Annotated in this window: 15 protein-coding genes and 3 pseudogenes; 7 read left to right on the top strand and 11 right to left on the bottom strand. The window is 43.9% G+C overall.

Annotated features, from left to right (window positions below; all coding sequences use genetic code 11):
• Positions 1 to 397: 397 nt before the first annotated feature.
• Positions 398 to 1,606 carry an IS256 family transposase gene (locus AB4507_RS03145; RefSeq protein ID WP_372182224.1) on the bottom strand — a complete coding sequence of 403 codons (1,209 nt, stop codon included), beginning with the start codon at positions 1,604 to 1,606 and terminating at the stop codon, positions 398 to 400.
• 49 nt (positions 1,607 to 1,655) lie between these two features.
• The gene (locus tag AB4507_RS03140) at positions 1,656 to 2,036 is read right to left on the bottom strand and encodes a hypothetical protein (RefSeq protein ID WP_372182223.1); all 381 of its coding nucleotides are present in this window, start codon (positions 2,034 to 2,036) and stop codon (positions 1,656 to 1,658) included.
• A 408-nt stretch (positions 2,037 to 2,444) separates the two neighbouring features.
• Here AB4507_RS03140 and AB4507_RS03135 point away from each other — a divergent pair, with 408 nt between their 5' ends.
• Positions 2,445 to 3,827, top strand: coding sequence for an MATE family efflux transporter (locus AB4507_RS03135; protein ID WP_372182222.1), 1,383 nt, complete (start codon positions 2,445 to 2,447; stop codon positions 3,825 to 3,827).
• Between the two features lie 113 nt (positions 3,828 to 3,940).
• Here the strand turns inward: AB4507_RS03135 and AB4507_RS03130 are convergent, their stop codons facing one another.
• The 6 genes and pseudogenes from AB4507_RS03130 to AB4507_RS03105 all read right to left on the bottom strand — a co-directional run.
• Positions 3,941 to 4,501 (bottom strand): type II secretion system protein, encoded by a 561-nt coding sequence (locus tag AB4507_RS03130; protein WP_372182221.1) that lies wholly within the window; start codon positions 4,499 to 4,501, stop codon positions 3,941 to 3,943.
• A gap of 413 nt (positions 4,502 to 4,914) precedes the next feature.
• A pseudogene (locus AB4507_RS03125) lies at positions 4,915 to 5,769 on the bottom strand (DUF1254 domain-containing protein); the annotation flags it as partial.
• 226 nt (positions 5,770 to 5,995) lie between these two features.
• Positions 5,996 to 6,859, bottom strand: coding sequence for a delta-class carbonic anhydrase (locus AB4507_RS03120; protein WP_017064661.1), 864 nt, complete (start codon positions 6,857 to 6,859; stop codon positions 5,996 to 5,998).
• A gap of 356 nt (positions 6,860 to 7,215) precedes the next feature.
• Positions 7,216 to 7,677 (bottom strand): hypothetical protein, encoded by a 462-nt coding sequence (locus AB4507_RS03115; RefSeq protein ID WP_029235242.1) that lies wholly within the window; start codon positions 7,675 to 7,677, stop codon positions 7,216 to 7,218.
• Between the two features lie 226 nt (positions 7,678 to 7,903).
• Positions 7,904 to 8,704, bottom strand: coding sequence for a hypothetical protein (locus AB4507_RS03110; protein ID WP_065583740.1), 801 nt, complete (start codon positions 8,702 to 8,704; stop codon positions 7,904 to 7,906).
• Between the two features lie 209 nt (positions 8,705 to 8,913).
• Positions 8,914 to 9,543: pseudogene (locus AB4507_RS03105) on the bottom strand (D-serine ammonia-lyase); the annotation flags it as partial.
• Positions 9,544 to 9,675: 132 nt separating this feature from the next.
• Here AB4507_RS03105 and AB4507_RS03100 point away from each other — a divergent pair.
• A complete protein-coding gene (locus AB4507_RS03100; RefSeq protein ID WP_372175018.1) occupies positions 9,676 to 10,869 on the top strand; it encodes a CynX/NimT family MFS transporter in 1,194 nt (397 codons plus the stop codon).
• Between the two features lie 29 nt (positions 10,870 to 10,898).
• Here the strand turns inward: AB4507_RS03100 and AB4507_RS03095 are convergent, their stop codons facing one another.
• The gene (locus tag AB4507_RS03095; protein WP_017060497.1) at positions 10,899 to 11,696 is read right to left on the bottom strand and encodes a helix-turn-helix transcriptional regulator; all 798 of its coding nucleotides are present in this window, start codon (positions 11,694 to 11,696) and stop codon (positions 10,899 to 10,901) included.
• 56 nt (positions 11,697 to 11,752) lie between these two features.
• Entirely contained in the window at positions 11,753 to 12,286 is a 534-nt protein-coding gene (locus AB4507_RS03090; protein WP_017060498.1) for a YbhB/YbcL family Raf kinase inhibitor-like protein, read from the bottom strand.
• Positions 12,287 to 12,529: 243 nt separating this feature from the next.
• On the opposite strand from AB4507_RS03090, the gene AB4507_RS03085 reads away from it, so the two are divergent.
• The 4 genes and pseudogenes from AB4507_RS03085 to AB4507_RS03070 all read left to right on the top strand — a co-directional run bounded on the left by AB4507_RS03085 (position 12,530) and on the right by AB4507_RS03070 (position 17,806).
• Positions 12,530 to 13,939, top strand: coding sequence for a DUF3404 domain-containing protein (locus AB4507_RS03085; RefSeq protein ID WP_372182219.1), 1,410 nt, complete (start codon positions 12,530 to 12,532; stop codon positions 13,937 to 13,939).
• Positions 13,917 to 14,564: a response regulator transcription factor gene (locus AB4507_RS03080; RefSeq protein WP_372182217.1), complete on the top strand. Its 648-nt coding sequence runs from the start codon at positions 13,917 to 13,919 to the stop codon at positions 14,562 to 14,564. The genes AB4507_RS03085 and AB4507_RS03080 overlap by 23 nt, the downstream gene beginning before the upstream one ends.
• Positions 14,564 to 15,376, top strand: coding sequence for a DUF2861 family protein (locus AB4507_RS03075; RefSeq protein WP_372182216.1), 813 nt, complete (start codon positions 14,564 to 14,566; stop codon positions 15,374 to 15,376). The genes AB4507_RS03080 and AB4507_RS03075 overlap by 1 nt, the downstream gene beginning before the upstream one ends.
• 103 nt (positions 15,377 to 15,479) lie before the next feature.
• Positions 15,480 to 17,806, top strand: a pseudogene (locus AB4507_RS03070) (glycoside hydrolase).
• A gap of 68 nt (positions 17,807 to 17,874) precedes the next feature.
• Here AB4507_RS03070 and AB4507_RS03065 read toward each other — a convergent pair.
• Positions 17,875 to 18,777, bottom strand: coding sequence for a LysR family transcriptional regulator (locus tag AB4507_RS03065; protein WP_017064671.1), 903 nt, complete (start codon positions 18,775 to 18,777; stop codon positions 17,875 to 17,877).
• Between the two features lie 128 nt (positions 18,778 to 18,905).
• Here AB4507_RS03065 and AB4507_RS03060 point away from each other — a divergent pair, with 128 nt between their 5' ends.
• Positions 18,906 to 19,970 carry an HlyD family secretion protein gene (locus tag AB4507_RS03060; protein ID WP_017072190.1) on the top strand — a complete coding sequence of 355 codons (1,065 nt, stop codon included), beginning with the start codon at positions 18,906 to 18,908 and terminating at the stop codon, positions 19,968 to 19,970.
• The last annotated feature ends 3 nt before the right edge of the window (positions 19,971 to 19,973 follow it).

The raw sequence follows: 19,973 nt of genomic DNA, 5'->3' as shown, positions 1-19,973 counted from the left end.
CATGCTCGGCGCACCATAACAAAGGCGAACCAAACGGTTCGCCTTTTTGTTTTCTGAAATTCGAGGTAAACAAATGCATTGACCTTACCGTAAGGGAAAGGTTTAAGGTGAAATGAATCCAATGAAGAATGAGGAAACAATTATGGGATGTTGCAATAAAGCGCCAAAAGGTGGTGCCCCTCTTGGCTTACTTCTAAAAGTCACGCTTGGGATTGGGATTTTTGTGTTTCTGCTGGCTTTGTGGCAGTAGGAACCTGATATGGCATTAGATTTCAAACGAAGACGTGAAAGTACTTAAGAGTCATGTAGTTACAAATTGCTATTGGCGCCATAGTCGTTTGTTAGGGCTTCACTGTTTTGGGCGACCCTGTAAATAATTTTGTGTAACTGCTCTTGGTTATAAGTATTCAGTTAGTCGGTCTTCGAACATAATCATAAAGCGGTTTAGAGCTTGTTTCCAGTGATGGATTGGCATTGTCCATCTCTTGGAAGCATCCATTATCGCTAGGTACACCACCTTTCTTGCCGATTCATCTGTCGGGAACAGTTTACGCTTCTTAGTCGCTTTTCTTATCACGCTGTTCAGAGATTCAATCGCATTCGTTGTATAGATAGCTCTACGGATATCTTGAGGGTAGCTGAACAGAGTATTGAGATTATCCCAATGAGCCGTCCATGAGCGACTGATTTGAGGGTACTTGTCATCCCATTTATCACCAAAGTGCTCTAACGCCAACAGTGCTTCATCTTCAGTCGTAGCTTGATAGATTTCCTTTAAGTCTGCGGTAATGGTCTTGTAGTCTTTCCACGGAACGTATTTCATTGAGTTTCGTACCATGTGTACGATACAGAGCTGGATTTGAGTTTTTGGATAAACGGCATTGATGGCATCAGGAAAGCCCTTGAGGCCATCAACACAAGCGATGAGGATATCATTCACACCCCGATTTTGAAGCTCTGTAAGTACACTGAGCCAGAACTTCGCGCCTTCAGTTTCGGACATCCACATCCCAAGAAGTTCTTTCTGACCTTCCATATTGACGCCGAGAGCAAGGTAAATGGCTTTGTTGATGACTTGCTTATTTTGGCGCACCTTCACAACAATGCAGTCCAGGTAAACGATGGAGTAAACCGAATCAAGAGGGCGAGCTTGCCACTCAACAACTTGTTCTAAAACAGCATCAGTGACTTTCGATATTAGACTGGCGGAGATATCAGCATCGTACATTTCTTTGAAGGTTGCGACGATTTCTCGGGTAGTCATTCCTTTGGCATACAAGCTTAAGATCTTGTCGTCCATCGATTGGAATCGAGTTTGATGCTTACGAACGAGCTTGGGTTCAAAGGACGCGTCACGGTCACGAGGGATTTCTAGCTGGATCTCACCATTGTCAGTAAGTAGGCGCTTAGAAGAGTAGCCATTTCGACTATTACTATCGTTGGTCGGTGAGTGTTTTTCGTAGCCAAGGTGATCATCAAGTTCAGCATTTAAAGCTGTCTCAACCGTCACCTTGGTTAACATTTTCCTGAAGTCATCAAGATCCGAAGGCGTCTTAATTGACTTAGCGGCTTCGCGAGCGAAGGCTTCTAAAGCTTTCTTGTCCATATTGCTTATCCTTAGCCATGACTGGCTTAATTATAAGCAGATACACAATTTAAATTACAGGCTCTTTTGGGCGTGTATGAATTGAGTCCTTAACTATACTTAAAGACTCCTTTTGCACTTCATTCATCTCTCCTAAAAACACCCAAATTTTATGAATCAAATTCAGAAACATTAAGACCACACCAGAGATAGATAATAAAATCATTTTCAAAACTGAAAATTTATCAATAGGGCCATCACTCATAACTTCCAAGTATAGTTGGTAAGAAATAACAGAAATTGCCCCCAACGTTAGCAACTTCATCATGATTTGTCTTAAGTAATCATCAGACTTTTTGCGTGACGACATACTACTCAACTTGTTTTCTAATAATTTTGAAATAATGGTTACTATAATTGCAATAAACAATGGTATTAATAAATCTTTCATATAACTCCATAATTAAATTTATTAGCCTGAGCTCTAACAGCTATTAGACCGAAAAACTCCATATTTAAATACCGCACTTTTCTATCAAGTTTTTATGCTATCAATTGTACTAGCCTTTGTCTTTCCATAACAATCACTTATACCGCTAGCTTAGTGATTAGCGTGGCAAATGTTGAATTTATCTTTCTAGCATGCCCCACAATAAATCATTAAGTTACGTGCGTTAGATCTGTATCTCAACCATCAGAACCCTTCCCTATTTCAGAGCAAGTGAAACTCTATAAATCCAATGCTTGACCCTATACGGTAAGGTGTTTATATTGTCGCCCGCCCAACGGGGCACATCCTAAAATGCACACCGGCCATCCTGCCATCACTGGTGCATTTATATTGGTGTTTTGAACTTCCATGCTAACGAAACTTCGTCCTTTTACTCGTGAATCGGGTGCGCTTATGCATCTTTCGATTCCAATCATTTTGACTCAAATAGCTACCCAAGCGATGGGATTTGTCGATACGACAATGGCTGGCCAAGTAAGCCCTGCTGATCTTGCCGCTATTGCACTTGGCACCAGCCTTTGGATTCCTGTGTTGCTGCTACTGCGTGGTGTGATTATGGCGCTAACACCTGTTGTCGCTTACCACCGTGGCGCACGTGACTTTCAAAGTATCTCTGTTGAATTCTTCCAGATGGTATGGCTTGCATTAATTGCTAGCGTACTGCTTATCGCTTATTTGGTGAGTGCGAAACCAATCTTAGAATGGATTGGCGTAGCCGCTGAGATCATTCCAATTGGCAGTGACTATGCTTTTGCCCTGGCCTTTGGTGTTCCGGGTATTGCCCTGTTTTATACCTTGAATGGCTTCTGTGAAGGTATGAACAACACCAAAGTGCCAATGATCATTTCTGTGGTTGGTTTGTTGGTAAATATTCCGGTCAACTACGTGCTTATCTACGGTAAGTTTGGCTTCCCTGAAATGGGCGCTGTAGGTTGTGGTTGGGCGACAAGCTTGGTGTACTGGTTAATGTCGGGAATGTTATATTCCTACATTAAAGGTCATCACCATTACAAGACCATCATCAACTTTTCAGATGCGAAGCCAAAAGCAAAAGAGATGCTTCACCTTCTAAGGTTAGGTTTACCTATCGGGATGAACATCGCGGTGTGTGGCAGTATCTTTGCGGTTATCGCATTGATGATCGGCCGTATTGGTGCCGAGAACGTAGCAGCCGCACAAATTGCACTCAACATTTCGAGCCTGACTTACGTGATTCCGATGAGTATCTCTTTTGGTATTACGATTCGTGTTGGGCACGCTTTGGGTGAAAAAGATGAACTTGGCGCGATTGAGCGTAGTAAAGTCGGTATCTTAGTTGCAGCGTTAATCTCGTTGCTGTCGGTAGCAATGTTCCTACTGTTCCCTGAATTAATCATTAGGCTTTACACGACAGACCCAGTAATCAGCGCAACGGCAGCAGTGTTATTGACCTTTACTGCGATGTACCAGTTCAGCGATGCATTGCAAACGTCTGCTAACGGCGCACTTCGTGGCTATAAAGATACTAAGATCCCGATGATCTTAGCTATCGCTTCATACTGGGGCTTGGCACTACCACTTGGCATGGTGTTGGGCTTAACAGACCACATTGTTCCAGCAATGGGTGAAGAAGGCTTTTGGATTGGTATTCTAACGGGATTAAGCGTATCAGCTGCATTGATGTTGCTTCGCTTGCGATACGTAATTAAGAAGCGTAACTTGCCACCAGCAAGTGCTCCATTGGCAAACTAAGATAGACCTATAAGCTAATACAAAAAAGCGCGTTATTGCCATTTGGTAATAACGCGCTTTTTTATTGAATTCGAATAAGCTTTAATCTAAATAGAATCGTTTAGCTGCTCTGGTTAACATTCGTCGTTCACTACACGAACGGTACATTCACAGCCGCCCTCAGGACATTCGCTCCCATTCGTTCGACCAAAAGAATCATAGATAACATAACAACCCGAAGGTAAGGCATCATCAGTTATGTTATTGCTGTCAAGGTCAGCTTCACTAAATGAATGAGTGTACCCAACGACAGTGTGTCGATTTCCAACAGCCGATGTTAAATCGTCATCTTCAGATAGCGTCAGAAAATCAATCATATCAAGTTTGTCACCTTTGTCGCCTTCACTTTCAGGGCAAAGCGTCCCCCAATCTACTTCAACGCGACCGATACCGAAATCGATAACATAGTCACCTTGGTCATCTGGATTTTCCGCACTAGGATCAAGCCCAACAATAATAGCTTTAGAAGTCACCTGCGTGATAACGCCTTCCATCGCACCAGCAACACCTTCAAGTACCGCTTCTCTTGCTGACTCTTGAATATTGAGGAACCTCGGGGCTGCTGTAACGGCCAATACTCCAAGTATCACGATCACAATGATTAATTCCATTAAAGTAAATCCGTTTTTCTTCATAACACCCGCATCTTTTGATAACTTAAATATTCAATAATCCAATGAATTACCTATAACTATACACCTCAAATAGGACTCATAACACTCCACGGCTATCGCTTTTTATAACGCTGGTTGTGGTATTTGTTCCCTTTAGAGGCTGAAAAGATAACTGGAAGCGTTATCACATAAGGTGTCAGCGGGTTTAAATTCGATCAAATGCGTGGTGCAACTGAAAGTATCGATGGAAAAAGGTTTAATTGATTTATTTGAACTGAGGCTCGCTGCGTATAATCAAAGTTAGACCATTTTTGAGTCGCCCTTTGTGTTTCTACACTTAAGAAAGCAAGAAATGAAATAGAATCCATAAAAAAGCGCGTTATTGCCATTTGGTAATAACGCGCATCTATAATCGTTGTACGACTATCGCAACATTAGTTCACTGCTTTCACGTAAGGAAGCACTCGGAATCCATCACGTACTTTTTGGCTTGGAATGTAATGACGGAAAGCTAAGTTAAACACACCAGAATCGTTTTCTGTTTTGATGTTGTTTACTGCATCATCACCACAACCAAAGCTTACGGTGTAAGTGCCGTCTGCATTTTTCTCAGCCGTGTTTGAGCTTACGTTCGCCACTTCACCAAACATGAAACCTTGCTTGTTGTAGACCGTTACCGACCAAAACGCTTGGTTCTTAGGATCATCAAAGGTTGCCTGATGACAAGTGTCTGCTGGGAAGTTACCAGAGACTTCGTAAATATTGTCATCTAACTGCGCGCCACCCCAACCGATAGCCGCACCCACTGCGTACTTCTCTTTGGTAAACATCTCTTTTGAAGCATCTTCAGGGCTGGTAAACATACCAAACGTCGCCTGAGCACCATCGCGTTTCAGTAGTTTCGGCATTTCCATTTTAAGGTTTTTCTCTACCTCATCGAATGATTTCTCATCCACTTGCATTGCCATAAATTTGCCGTCTGCTTTTGCATCAATGCTCATTTTATCTTGGATTTCATGAACTTCATTTTTCGAGAATGTCGCGTCGGTACGAACAATGACGTAAACGTGATCACCGCTATGAGTAGAAAGATCAAACGTACCTGAACCGTATTGCATTGGCTGAATGCGGTGGTCTTCTGTAATCACTTCCATCGACATGTACTTGCCTTCAGGGATCTCAGGTAACGTGACGGTCGCCCCCTTTGATACATTAATTACTGCCATTGAGTAGTAGGTGTCTCGGTTCATTCGAACCACATCCTGTTCATCTGTTGGCGTTAGCTCGCGTTACGTTCCTCTCTTTGATTAAAACACTTAACGACACCAATAAGTTTAGATCCAGCCGAGAAAGCTGTTGTTCGATAGTCATCATAAGACATGCATCTGAGTAATATCACTCGTTAAATAATTGCACCATTGTGACTAACAAACAAGTCTCTGTTTAAACGATGGCATTTATATCCAACTAAAAAGGCGAACCCATCGCCTTAATCATTTTGTTCGCCAGAATCGTTTAGTCGTTACGAATGGGTGATAACAACTCGGGGTTAACCACCAAGTTTCTCACACCGTGGGCGTGATCTTCGTTAAAGTCATTGCCTTCACACCAGCTACCTACTGTCGCGATATTTACTTTCGCGACTTGTGGTCTAACGCTCCATGTTACTTGGAAAGGTGAACCTTGCTCATTATAACCAGGACCCGTTGTAGAGCCTGCGTATTGGATCGCTGAGCCCGTATCTTGTGGGATGTTTGGTGCTTGGTGTAAGCCGTTCACTTTTGAATGTTTAGCGAGCGCTTCAAAGTCGGGTGCTTTGTCGTCATTCACTAATACGTAAACTTGGGTTTCTACACGCAGTTGCGGGTTGGTAATCGCATCGTTAAAACAAGCACCCAGTGTTTCACCCGGTTCAACTTGCGCCGTTGAATAAACATAGTGAACTTCAATGGTGTCACCCGAATGCAAAGAACCATGCTCGCTCGGACAAACCTTGCCCTCAAATGGTTTCAGCTCAGCAGAACTCAGCTTGCCTGTGTATTTAAAGCCACTCTGGAATCCCTTACCATCACCGTTACCAGCGTATTGAGTAAACTCTCCACCTTTATGCTCAGCATTTTTATGGAAGTGAATATTACATAAGTTCATCGCTGTTGAATCAGGGGCATCCGAGAACAGCCTAGTATTTTTACCTTCTAATGAACCCAAATCTCGTGGAGCTTGCGGTCCAAAACCTTGTCCTTGGGTATTTTCAGAAAGCTTCGCTCTTTGTTCTGCGATAACTCCATCTGATACAGACTCATGGTTCGCATCTGATGCATTTGCATGAGCTGACAATATCACCATCGCGACACTTAAAAACACACTCTTATTCTTCATTTTTCTTCCCTAGAATATTGATAACTAAACCTAAACCTACTTAACAGCAAACATCTTACTATGCTCGTAAGTGAATATAAGAGTTGTCTTTGTAAGATTAGATTTCATTGCTTACTTTGGGATGAGTATTAGAACCCTTGATGCATATAACAAGTCAAACAGGGTAAATTCGGCGACTCCCTTCCAGAACTAATAATTCCTATTTTCGTTAACCGTCGCCTGACTCAGCGCTCAGATAAGTGAACACGATTCTTAGGAAGAATGGTGGCCAGATTTAGAAGACCAAAAAAGGCGAACCATCTGGCTCGCCTTCACGTTTCATTCTATCTATTAGGTTGTCGTTCTAGGTTAACGATTTAACCGTTACCGGTGGCAAATATCCCAAACGTCATGACGTTCAATGCATCTGTCACGCCCTCTAGTGATTTAATCACCGTCTTAGTCGGTTTATTATGACGAATAAAATAGCTTCCGATGCCTTTTTCACCGCCACTCTTAGCATCGCTTTCAGTTGTTTCTGTCGCTTCTATTTGAGAAGGCTCCACTGATTCTGGCTCTGCATTGGCGTGAGCTATCGTGTCTTTATTTGAATCAAGGTTAGTGAGTGGTTGATGATTAACGATTGAATCATGGGAAGAATCAACGCTGGTCTCAGCGTTTGTATCCTTTGAAGTCTCGAGATTACTCTCTCCCTCTATACTTTTCGACATAGCGTCTTCGTTGCTCAATGTCTCGTCGTCTAGCTGATGATTACTCGTTGAAGAACAGGCTGTTAAGAAGAACAGGCTAACGATGAATATGAGTAAGTTTCTCATCATAATGATAAAGCACGAATTAATAAAACATTGTTCGATTGTATTTTATTTGGCTGACGACATCCAGTGATAAGCGGAGTAAACACGAACAGTCACGGTCTTGAAGAGTAAACAAAAGCGTACGGGTTTAGTGCTTAAGAATAATAATTCGAGAGCTCAATTAGGTTGCCCGCCGCTTATCATCTGAAAGGTGGTGTCAGTTAGGCTTGGGGATTCACACGCTATAAGCTTAATCTTTACTGGAACACAGTTCAGAGATTCGGTCACACATGGCTTGGTTGACTGCGAAGTGGGTGTTGAGGAATGCTAGTTGGGCAAGTGCCGATTCAGCGGTGCGCTCGTAGCCTTGGGTAAAGGTTGGTAGCAATTGGGCAAACTTAGGGAAGCGTGCTTCTAGCCTTCTATCCGACATAAATTCATCAACGAATTCAGGCTCAGACTGTTCAGTTTGATCCACAAGATCGATCAAACGATCGAGTGCGTAAGATTGAACGAACCGACTGCCCGACAGCTTTTCGCCTCGGTTATAACGAGACATACCCACATAAAGATTGGTTAGAGCCTCACCAATGATCCAATCTTGGGAATTAGTGTCTGTCTCCCCTTTTATTGGTGAAACACAACACTGTGTATCAAATTCATGTTGCTGCCAAACAATACGCCCTTCAGCAAACGGAATGTGCGCTAACTCGTGGGGTTCAAACACTGCAAACTCACAAAAGATTCCGTCAGCGTACAGAACTTTATAGCCATCGACGGTATTTCTCACTGCGTAGTCGATTGAGTGAATATCAGATAGCCAATGCAAACTGTCTAAGAAATACTGCTTGTGCCCTGTTTGCACTATTGCGAAAAAATCGACATCTGAGTACTGATCAAGTCGTTCTGTTTCAATACCTACTGAGCCCAATCCCAGCAAAGCATGAGCCTTACCCGATGCTTCCAAAGACTCCCCAATAGCATCTAAACGCTGGAGTAATTTTTCTGGTGTGTTTATGTGTCTTGTCTGTATCACTTTGTCCGTCTGCATTGCTCAATCCCTATCAAGTTGAATGCCACTCAACCTAACTGATAGTTAGAACATCTAAGAAGCTTAATTTATAAAATGTGTGTTTTGGATAACGATCTGCGCAAGTTATTGTTTGAATTAAGGTGGGATTTAGAGGTGAGAAAGAGTGTGTACAAGCTATAAACAACACTCTTCTATCATGACTTATCTTTTTAGCAGCTCATATTTGCAACAACGTTGACGCCATGCTCACGAAGTTTGCTTTTCTTCCAAGATCTCGCGTCTGCCGACATATGAACAGAGACAGTAAAGCCCAATTTTGCACTCATGATACCGATCGACATGCCTAGGTTACCCGTTGAACCTACCGCAATGCTGTATTGTTGAAAGAAGTTACGAAACTCAGGTTCGAGCAGCTTGCTGTAGTCATCGCTCTCACACAGTAACCCCGCTTCAATCGCAAGCTTCTCGGCATGTGTTAGTACTTCATAAATACCACCACGCGCTTTGATTGAACCTGAAATCGGCAAATGGCTGTCTTTCTTCATCATCAAACGCCCTTTTATTGGCTGCTGATAATGTGCTCCCAATGCTGATTTCATAGATGGAATGTCAACAAGCTCAGACTCGATGATGCCATTGGTCGCTTGAGTTTCAGGAAACGCCTTGGCTAGATAAGGAGCAAACCTTTGTAGCCTCATGCTCGCATCGTGAATATCTTGTTCGCCTAATCCCACATAAAGCAAACCGCGCTCCAGAGTCGTCACATTTGGGTTAAACCAAACCACTTCTTCCAATGCAATCAATTGTTGAAGCAGTGGGAAGTCCGAGATGAGCTTGTCGATATTTAATACAGTCATGGGTGACTTTTCTGGCTAAGCGCGTACTGCGCAGGTTCAATCATTAGTAAACCTATTTAAACGGTATTTGTGTAATCATTCAATGATCTGTAGGCTAGCCTGTCTTCTCATAAGCAAACAGTAGAACAACCTATGAGCGCCTCTCTTCGTAATAGCATTTTCGTGATGTTAGGGATTCTATTCCTAGCACTTAACCTTCGTGGGCCTTTTACGAGCTTGGCTCCTGTGCTTTCTCAGGTTATGGAAGGCCTCAACCTTACGTCATCGGCTGCAGGCTTCTTAACAGCTTTGCCACTGTTAACTTTTGCCTTATTCTCACCATTAGTCACCAAGATATCCCAACGAATTGGTCTAGAGCCTAGCCTGTTATTAGGCTTAGTTCTGATCACTACGGGTATTACACTGCGCTCTGCTGGGTTAACCCCAACCTTGTATATCGGCACGGTGATGATCGGGCTTGGTATCGCGATTGGTAATGTGTTGTTGCCTGTAGTAGTGAAAGTTAGCTTCCCGACACGCATCGCTACTGTGACTTCTCTGTACATCTTTACGATGGGCATCGGTTCGACGTTAGGCTCAAGTTTGATGGTGCCGTTTTCAAATCTAACCTTATTTACGATCACGGGTTGGCAATTAGCGCTGTTAATGAACTTGGTATTTCCAATATTAGCTTTGATGATCTGGTTGCCTAAAATCAGAAAACGCTCATCTTCGGCCAGCAATAACAAGCAACAAGACAAACCTCTGCCGATGAAACAGATGATTAAAAGCGGCGTAGCGTGGCAAGTAACGTTAGCGCTTGGGCTTAACTCATTTACCTTCTACTCTTTGGCTGGCTGGTTGCCACAGATATTGAACGATCTTGGCTACAGCGAAATCGACGCGGGCTACATTTATGGATTTCTGCAATTTTCGACTATGGTTCCGGGGCTGCTGTTACTGCCGTTCTTAGCCAAAAGTGACAATCAACAATGGCTCATCACTCTATGTGCATCGAGTGTATTTGTTGGATTGATTGGTCTTCTGTATTTGCCTGAGTTTGCGATCTTTTGGGTGGGACTGTTTGGATTAGCCAACTGCTCTACATTTATTATCGCGCTCTCTTTTGTTGGCTTGCGTACATCGAATAGCAGCCAAGCCGCATCATTGTCGGGTATGGCTCAGGGAATCGGTTATGCGTTTGCAGCCACTGGTCCAACGCTGGTGGGTAAGCTTCATGCTCAGACAGATTCTTGGAGTGTGCCGATTCTGTTGGTCGCATCTGTTGCCTTTGCGTGCACGATTTTCGCGGCATTGGCAGCACGAGATAAGAAAGTGAGCGTTTAGGCAAACAGAATGATTATGGTATCGCGACTTTATTTGCTCGCGACTCTATGGCTGACGACGGTTTTGATGTATTCACTTGGCGACAAACCAAATTTGCCTTTAAAGCGCTGACTAAAACGCCCTTCCGATTGGTAACCGCAAGACTGAGCCAACATCGCCACATTCTGCTGTCCGTTTTGCATCAGATAAAGCGCGTGACTCAAGCGAACTTCAGCCAGTACCTCTCGATATTGCATGCCTTCCAGTTTGAGCTTCCGAATCAATGTCCCTCGGCTCATCGCAAATCGCTCCGCCACCGACTCTAATGGATGTTTCTCATCTGGTGAATGTGAAAGGTAATGGCTGAGCTTTTGGCTAAACGAGACGTTGGCACTGACAAACAATAGATGCAACACCCCTTTTTCAGCTAATTGCTGGTACAAGCCCTGCAACCAAAACTGTTGAGTCTCTTTGCTCATGCTCTGTGTATCAAAAGAGAACAGAGCATTGAGTGAGTCTTGTAAGTTTCGATCCGCTTTTACTGTAGGCAGTCCCAGATCATTCGACCGTTCCTCACTTAAATCAAGCATCGCCTGAGAAGGTTGGAATTGAAAGCTGAACACTCGCGACAAGAAGCGCCCTTTGTGGGGCATGTTCTCAAAACTTAGTGAAGCTGATGCCTCACACAACAACAGCTCAGAATGTGAGAGCTCTGCCGCTGAATCTTTCCAAAACAGGCGCTTACTGCCTGTAATAATCTGAATGATACTAGGGGATAGAATCCTCACATTACGCAGTTTTTGTAACTGCTCTGCACGAAAGATCGTCACTTGATATTGATGATTCATCTCATCCCCTTGTTTACTTATTATGTACGTGTATAAGCTTTAACGTACATAAGCTATTAACGTGTATAAGTTGCGGTCAGTTTAGCTTTGTCTAAAGCCATGCTGTTCAACGTGAATCCAACCACAGCCGACGGCGTATTTTCGTCGAGGTTAAGTTTGTCCGTTGGTAATGCCCAAACCGTGAACTGGTAACGGTGCATACCATCTTTTTCTGGAGGACAAACGCCACCGTAGCCAACTGTACCGTAATCAATGCGACCTTCTTTGCCACCGACTTTAGAGATGTCGACACCGCGAGGTAGCTCGTTCACAGTTGCAGGGATATCAAACGCAACCCAATGCCAGAAGCCACTTTCAGTCGGTGCATCTGGATCATAAGCTGTGATAGCAAAGCTTTTGGTACCTGCTGGTGCATCTTTCCACATCAATTGTGGTGATTGATTATCGCCGTCACAACCCCAACTAGAGTATTCAAAAGTCTTTGCCATTGGGTGACCTTCTTGAATATCGTTGCTGGTTAATTCGAACGCATGAGCAGAGCCTGTAGCCAAAATACTGATTGCCAATACTGATTTGATGATGAGTTTCATGATAGTTCCTCTTATTAGGTATGAGCCCAGTATAGTCCCCTCATTTCGCCCAATAATGACAGTAAGTACACAATTATCTATTTTATTTCAAATAAATGATACTTACTGTATTTGTACTTTATTATTTAAAAGCATGACCCACTCGACAATTTGTTGTTAAAAGAACACTTGTTGACATTCAGGTTACAAATCGCGCCCAAAACTCTTTAGACTCGCCCCACGACTTTTAACGAGAATGATTGGATGCGCAGGTTTACATTAGCTCTTTGCTTGATCTTTTGGCTCCCAACCCTAGTCAATGCCCAAAGTTTGCAAGATAAGTGGCAAACTCTGTATCAACTGAGCTGGCAATCATCCCCACTCTTAGTATCTCAACAAGAGTTGGCTCAGTATCCGAAAGTTCTGCTCCATGAAAATAGCCGCTATCCTGATTTCAACCAATTCAGTTGGGACGACATCGCAGCGTTAGCGTCAATACAAGATCACTGCCAAGCGATTGAAAGCAGTAACCCTTCATTACATGAAGCCATCGAGTTCGAGCTCGCTCTGTGTCAGCAACAAACATTGGATTCGATTTGGTTTGCAGCACACTCCAAACGTCACCCTGCCGGTGGCAGCTTTGCTGGTCGTTATTTAGCCGCTTACCCAGATGTGACCGAGCAGATACGCCCATTTTTGAGTCTTACCAACCCTCAGCACCCTTTATGTAACAAACTAGAAAGCCTAAGTGCACAAGGCAGAGAAGCACTGCTCAATGGATACCGCGCTTGGCAACAAGATGATGTGCTTTGGTTAAGTGGCGAACAAGGCTGGAAAGCTATTCCCTTAGATGTTTGGCAACCTATCGCAGAGCAACAAGAGGTATCTTTGGCAGGTGAAACCTGTACTTTTCGTTACAGTAACGTGTGCTTAAACGAGCCTAGCAATGACAATCTGATCATGAAAACGTTGATCTTTACATTGCTGCTAACGTTGCTTTCCGGGCTCGCTAGAGTCTTATACCTAAGAACAAAACAACGAAAAGAGAGGCAGTTCGTTTTACAGCTTCTTACTCATGAACTGCGCACGCCTATTACTAGCCTAGGCTTAACCGTCGAAATGTTTAGAAATCGCTACGATGACTTTTCTGATGAAACTAAAAGTGCGGTTTGGCGTTTAATATCTGACTATCAAAGGCTTTCTCAGCTCACCGAAAACAGCAAAGTGTACCTAAGTTCGGATCAGTCAGAGCCTTTGTTGAAGCAAAACGCTTCATTAGAAGAGTGGCTCGATCATGTCTGTGAAAAGCACAATATTTCTTATCAATGTGAAGCGCGTGAAGTTGAACTGAACCTTCCCTATTACTGGCTAACCATCTGCTTGGATAATCTAATCAAGAATGCCAAACAACATGGTAAAGGTGAGGTTTTGGTAAAGGTCGAACTCGGTGACAAGCTGACGATTGAGGTACAAGACGAGGGGCACTTCCCTTCACCGATACAACGGCTCATGTCTGGTGTCACGCCAAGTGAAACGCACGAACTGGATAACATGGGCATTGGCCTGACTATTGTCGAGCACTTGATGAAGCAAGCGAATGGCCGCCTCATTATTCTTCGTAACCCAACCCGATGTATTTTGGAAATTGCTTATGAACACCCTACTGCTGGTTGAAGACGACCAACTGCTTGGACAAGGCCTCGTCAGCTTCTTTGAATCCAATGGTTACCAATGCCTTTGGGCGAAGGATTCAGAGAATGCCAGTAAGAAATGGTTTCGAGCCGATCTTGTGATACTGGATCGACAGCTTGAAGATGGGGACAGCTTGCAACACCTTCCAAACTGGTTGCTCCTCAAAGCGCTGCCTGTGATTGTGTTGACCGCTAAAGTAGAAGTTCAACAACGTGTTGAAGGTTTAATGGCGGGTGCCAATGACTATGTGACTAAACCATTTTCGAACGACGAATTACTCGCTCGAGTCATTACCCAGCTACGTCCGTTAGGTGTGAGCCTCTTAACTTACGCAAATATCCAAATCAACTTGTCGGAACGGATCGCTTATCTGGATGAAAGCCCTGTAACACTAAAACCTAAAGAGTTTCAGCTATTGGTACTGTTTGTTCAGAACCAAAGTCGTGTGTTTCACCGAGATGAATTACTCAATAAGATTTGGGGATATCAGGCTTTTCCTAGTACCCGAACTATTGATAATCACATACTGCGCTTACGCCAGAAGCTGCCAACATTGAATATAGAAACACATCGTGGCGTTGATTACCGCTTGGCCGGGGAATCATAATGAAAGTTACTTCGTTAACCGCACTGATCTACACATTGCCGCTCGCAAGTCATGCGGCATGGTTTACCGACACGCCATTGCAGCACACCTATCAATCTCTACTTGATGACCAACCTCAAGTTGCGTGGCAAGAGCTACAAATCGCACTCGATCACAAATCACTCGATAGTGAGCTTTGGCTGCCAGTCAAACAAGAGATATTAAGCCAGACTCAATGTGGAACCTCACTAAAACAAAGTGCAGAGCCGAAACACCACATCCAAGTCAGCTTCATTCGACGCTATGGCCTGACGTCGCACGGTTATCAAATCAAAGTCTCTGCCGAGCAACTCAGCAAAGGCTTAGAAACCCAAACTCTTTCTTTGGTATCGCCTAAAGGCAAAGTCCTTCTTGATGGGCAACTCGTTTCCAATAATGAGTATCAAGAGATTGAAACCAATGAAATGTTCATCAAACCCGAATCTGGTGTTTATCAACTAAAGATAGGTTCAAACCACTATCCTATTGTTGTCGCTTTAGGCAACAGCAAGCGATGGTTAACACTCGAAAGTAAACTCAGCGAACCACATATCGTGATCACGCCACCGAAGGTGATCGACAACTGCCCTAACGCCAATGTGAGTTGGCAATGGTTTGATGAAAACTACAACCTGCTGGGTTACAAAGTGCCAATCAAGACAGCGCAAGCACCCGTTCCCACAGAAAGTCCACTTGGAACCAAAGCCAAGCACTTGAGTGCTTCGGTTGAAATGTTTGAATACCAAGGCGCTATTGAAGTCCAATATGTGCAGCGCGTCGCCGTGCCTTTCTAATGGAAAACCACTAAAGCCAAACAGAAAATAGAGACATATAGGTGACAAAGCACTAGCGCTACTTAGGTGTAATAACCGTAGTTACCCTTTACGGAATCTAAATATGCTCAGCGTACGTCACCCACTCAATCTTTCTAATTTTGCCATTGTGGCTTTAACAACAGCTTGTCTGTTTTCATCCAACGCACAAGCGAGCCAAATAACGCTCACCAGTAACAACAATACCGTCGCTACCTCATCGAATACTTAGAGGTCGATTGGAACGGCTTAAGCGTTAACAGTGCTGCTCTCACCGTTGATAGCCAACCACAGAAAGTGACGAATCTAGTCATTGGTCTTTCCGATAAAACTAACTCAGCAAAGACCGCAACTTGGACCTTAGTACCTAGTGGGATAAACATTGAGGCAGAACTAAATCAAGATCAACTCACTTTTCAGTTCAGCTTCCCTTCAAATATACAGGTGAAACGTAACCAGCCCGTAGAGTTGGCGTGGTTTGAGCTTGCAGAACAACAAACTCAGACCCTATTTCTTCCTTTTAGCGAAGGCATGCGTGTACCTACAAATAGCAAGCTTTGGGGTAGTTATCTAGTCGACAACCATTCTGGAAGCAACACCACTCAAGACCTAAAGATGCCTTTTTGGACAGCACAACAGAGCGACCACTTCATTAGCTATCAGATGATTAATGCAACCAACAATCAACTGCTCTTTTCAGATGCATCCTCTAATGCTTCCTCAAATACAAAGACCAAAATTGATATGAAGGCATCACACCAATTTACGATGCTCAATCAGTCACAGCCTTTTATTGTTCGTATCACCCTCGGAGACTCGTGGTTAGATGGTGCCAAACAATACCGAGATTCGCGCATCAATAATGACCAGTCTGAAACACTTGTAGCAAAGCAAAAGCGCAATCCAGATGTGAGTAAGTTGATCGGCGCGAGCCACGTTTATTTGTTTGGTAAAGATCCATTAAGCGTCCAAGATGTGAGTAACTGGTGGGGATTGAAAGCTTGGTATCTAGAGAGGTCTAAACTCAGCATTTCTGCGGAAGCGAAAAGAGAGCTGTCGTCACTGTCTAAGGGTAAAGATTGGTTCAGTCAGTATCACAAACAACTATTGTTGGACTCTATTAGCCAGTCATTGCAGGTGTTATATCCTGTTGGTAATCCGACACTCGAAAACAACACGATTAAAGCTCAATACGTGGCAGCGCAGAATAAGAAGAACTGGTTGCTAGAGCACGCTTCCCCTTACCTAAACTCGTCAGACACTTGGGGACAAGCGTTGTCTTCAGACATGGTCACCAACCTAAATAAGGCAGGCTTAAACAAACTGTGGCTAGGATTCGATAATTGGATGCCAGCATTCTATCAACCTAACGCCGTGGCTATGGCAAAACAGTTCGGATATCTAGTCGGTACTTACGATTCCTACAACACAGCCATTCCTGAGAAGCTCAATGACAACTGGCTAACCGCTCAATTACCAGAGCCAATGCGTCAAAGTTGTGCCATTGAACTAGCGGATGGGAGTTTGAAAAAAGGATTTCGTGGAAACGGCTTTTACTTAAACCCGAATTGCCATTTAGAATACGTAAAACAACGCGCTCAAGACATTATGAGATTCGGCAACTTCAACAGCTTGTTCTTAGATGTTGATGCGACGGCAATGGCACGTGAGGACTACCGCGATAACACCAGTGAGTCGGATATACTTTCTGCCTTCAATAACCGAATGCAGTGGCTTAGCGAGCAACCATCGTTAGTATTAGGCTCTGAAGACGGCAACAGCCTAACAACAAAAGGCATCGCGTTTGCGCACGGCTTAGAAACGGTTGGTTTTGGTTGGACAGATAAAGACATGAAAGAGAATCGCCGATCTCCCTATTACTTAGGTCGTTGGTACCCAGACCACAAGCCTGACTTCTTCTTTAAACCCGCCGAGGTTAAAGAGCTCTACAAGTCGCTACTGTTTTCGCCAAAATATCGAATTCCGCTTTACCAAGCCGTTTTCCATGATGAAGTGATCAATACGCACCATTGGCATTCAGACAGCCTCAAGTTCACTAATGTACAAGCAGAACGTGACTTAACCGCCATGCTATACAACACACCACCGATGGTTCACTTGACCAGAGATGAAGCTTTATCAAGTTCAAGCCAGAGAATCAAAGCACTCAAACACTATCAAGATGGCTTTGAACCAATGCACGAACAGTTATGGGATAAACAGTTAGTCGATTCCGAATGGTTAGATAAGAGCGGCGATGTTCAACAAACTGAGTTCAGTGACGGGAGTAAGATCATTGCTAACTTTTCTAACAAGGCATTTCGTTACAACGGTGTCGATATTGCTGCCCTATCGGTCAAAGCTATATTGGCGAATGGGCAAGTCGTCGACTGGCAGCCCGATCATAGTTAGCTTCGATACGGTTTAGACAATAACGAATAATAGGAAGCCTAAGCACTTAACCGCTAAGGTTTTCCCCGTTACTTTTGCTTCCTATTTTGAAAAGCAGTCAGTAGATAGTCGATAAAGACCTTCTTACGTTTCGGCATCAACTGCCTGTCTGCATACACTAGGCTTACTGAAACTTCCGGCATCTCATATTCAGGTAGCAAACGAATCAACTTGCCTGTCTTGAAGTGCTCACGACAAATGAATTCAGGAAGCACCGCCAAGCCGAGCCCATCCACACACGCTGTTAGGCATGCCGTGATGGTATTCACCCGCAACTGACACGGCAGATCGATCAAAATCGACTCTCCGCCTTCTAATTGTAAATGCCACTTGGGTAGACGCGCGGCCTTGTTCACCACCTCAATCATTCTGAATGGCGGTTCAAGATCATCGGGTGAAGAGACGTCATCGAACTGCTCTAAATACTCAGGGCTGGCTGCCAATACACGCTTTGATGTTGTGAGGTAGCGAGAAACCAAGCTCGAGTCCACTAGCTCACCAATTTGTGCGTAAAGATCGATACCCTCCGCAATGATGTCGACTTCTCGATTCGACAGTTCTAAGTTCAAAGTCACGTTTGGGTGCTCTTTTAGGAAGCTGTGGATGTATTTGGCTAATACTTGATGCCCCAATTCGACAGGCAACACAACATTCAACTGCCCTCGGATCAAATCCTGATTGGCTGAAACCTCTAGCTCAGCTTGGTTCATGATCTCTTGCATCTGCATGCTCGACTGATAAAAGCGCTCACCCTCTGGCGTTAAGACTAAACTTCGTGTCGAACGAGTGATCAACCTCACACCTAGATGCTGTTCCAGCTCGTCTAGCTTTCGGCTGACGGTCGACTTGGTCATGTTCAATGCTTCAGCTGCGTGCGTGAAACTCCCACAATCAACAACTTGTGTAAAAACAGTCACAGCATTTAAGTCCATCGTACTTCTCCCAAAGCGCCATTAGTTAGATTTTTGCAACAGTGTTTCCCTTTTTTCCTATCCTATCAATCAATCGAATTCATTTACAATTCGTTACATCTAAATAAAAACAAAATGAGAAAGAAAAAATGACAGAGAACAACAACGCTTCGCAAACAGTAAGCACAAAAAAACGTAAAAAAGCTCCGCTTATTGCTACTGCGATCATGCTGTCATTGGGTTTAGCCGGTGCTGGATACTGGTACGGCTATGGCCAGTACTTTGAATCTACCGACAATGCCTACCTACAAGGCGACATCACGAATATTAGCCCTAAGGTCTCTGGCTATATTGTTAAGTCTTATGTGAGTGATAACCAATCGGTTAAAGAAGGTGATTTGCTGGTTCAAATCGATGACCGTGATTACCAGTCAGCACTCGCTCAAGCAAACGCCCATTTAAGCGTCGTGCAATCAGACGTCAAAAATCTAGTGGCACAACAAACGTTACAACGTAGCAAGATCAATCAAGCAGAAAGCCGCGTTGATTCTGCACAAGCTGAATACGAACGCGCGATTCAACAAGTGGTACGTTCTCGTAGCTTACTAAAGCGTAACTACGCGTCTCAAGATGAAGTCGATAGCATGGTTGCACAACAAAAAGTAACTCAGGCAGATTTAGAAGAAGCAAAAGCAAACCTCGTTGCAACCAATGACCAATTAACCGTTATCGCTAGTGAGATTGAGCAAGCAAATGCATCCGTGACCGAAGCTCAAGCCCAGAGAGATCAAGCACAGCTTAACCTTGATTACACCAAAATTTACGCGCCAGCAGATGGCGTGATTGGTAAACGCAGCGTACGTGAAGGCTTGCTGATTCAAGCAGGCGCACCACTGATGAGCTTGGTACCAAACAACCAAGTGTGGATTGAAGCCAACTTCAAAGAGACACAGCTAAGTGGTATTCACAAAGGTCAGACGGTTGAAGTAGAGCTGGATGCGTTCCCGGGGCAGCCTCTTGAAGGTGTGGTAGACAGTTTCTCCCCTGCGACTGGCGCTAAATTTGCGCTCCTACCACCAGAAAACGCGACCGGTAACTTCACTAAAATCGTTCAACGTGTACCGGTTAAAATTACTATTCCAGATCAGCAAGAGTTGAAAGGTCGACTGCTTCCTGGTTTGTCTGTGGTAGCGACCATCGATAAACGAGGCTAGACC

It is taken from the genome of Vibrio sp. 10N.222.54.A3, from assembly GCF_041474095.1.
GTDB lineage: Bacteria > Pseudomonadota > Gammaproteobacteria > Enterobacterales > Vibrionaceae > Vibrio > Vibrio crassostreae_C.
Note: the sequence above shows the minus strand (reverse complement) of the source record. Positions and strands in the feature narration are given on the sequence as shown.

Coding starts and splice junctions, on each gene's coding strand:
- AB4507_RS03140 (WP_372182223.1), bottom strand. CDS start 2,036: ATGAAAGATTTATTAATACCATTGTTTATTGCAATTATAGTAACCATT.
- AB4507_RS03135 (WP_372182222.1), top strand. CDS start 2,445: ATGCTAACGAAACTTCGTCCTTTTACTCGTGAATCGGGTGCGCTTATG.
- AB4507_RS03065 (WP_017064671.1), bottom strand. CDS start 18,777: ATGGACTTAAATGCTGTGACTGTTTTTACACAAGTTGTTGATTGTGGG.
- AB4507_RS03100 (WP_372175018.1), top strand. CDS start 9,676: ATGAGCGCCTCTCTTCGTAATAGCATTTTCGTGATGTTAGGGATTCTA.
- AB4507_RS03095 (WP_017060497.1), bottom strand. CDS start 11,696: ATGAATCATCAATATCAAGTGACGATCTTTCGTGCAGAGCAGTTACAA.
- AB4507_RS03075 (WP_372182216.1), top strand. CDS start 14,564: ATGAAAGTTACTTCGTTAACCGCACTGATCTACACATTGCCGCTCGCA.
- AB4507_RS03115 (WP_029235242.1), bottom strand. CDS start 7,677: ATGATGAGAAACTTACTCATATTCATCGTTAGCCTGTTCTTCTTAACA.
- AB4507_RS03145 (WP_372182224.1), bottom strand. CDS start 1,606: ATGGACAAGAAAGCTTTAGAAGCCTTCGCTCGCGAAGCCGCTAAGTCA.
- AB4507_RS03130 (WP_372182221.1), bottom strand. CDS start 4,501: ATGAAGAAAAACGGATTTACTTTAATGGAATTAATCATTGTGATCGTG.
- AB4507_RS03085 (WP_372182219.1), top strand. CDS start 12,530: ATGCGCAGGTTTACATTAGCTCTTTGCTTGATCTTTTGGCTCCCAACC.
- AB4507_RS03080 (WP_372182217.1), top strand. CDS start 13,917: ATGAACACCCTACTGCTGGTTGAAGACGACCAACTGCTTGGACAAGGC.
- AB4507_RS03090 (WP_017060498.1), bottom strand. CDS start 12,286: ATGAAACTCATCATCAAATCAGTATTGGCAATCAGTATTTTGGCTACA.
- AB4507_RS03110 (WP_065583740.1), bottom strand. CDS start 8,704: ATGCAGACGGACAAAGTGATACAGACAAGACACATAAACACACCAGAA.
- AB4507_RS03060 (WP_017072190.1), top strand. CDS start 18,906: ATGACAGAGAACAACAACGCTTCGCAAACAGTAAGCACAAAAAAACGT.
- AB4507_RS03120 (WP_017064661.1), bottom strand. CDS start 6,859: ATGAAGAATAAGAGTGTGTTTTTAAGTGTCGCGATGGTGATATTGTCA.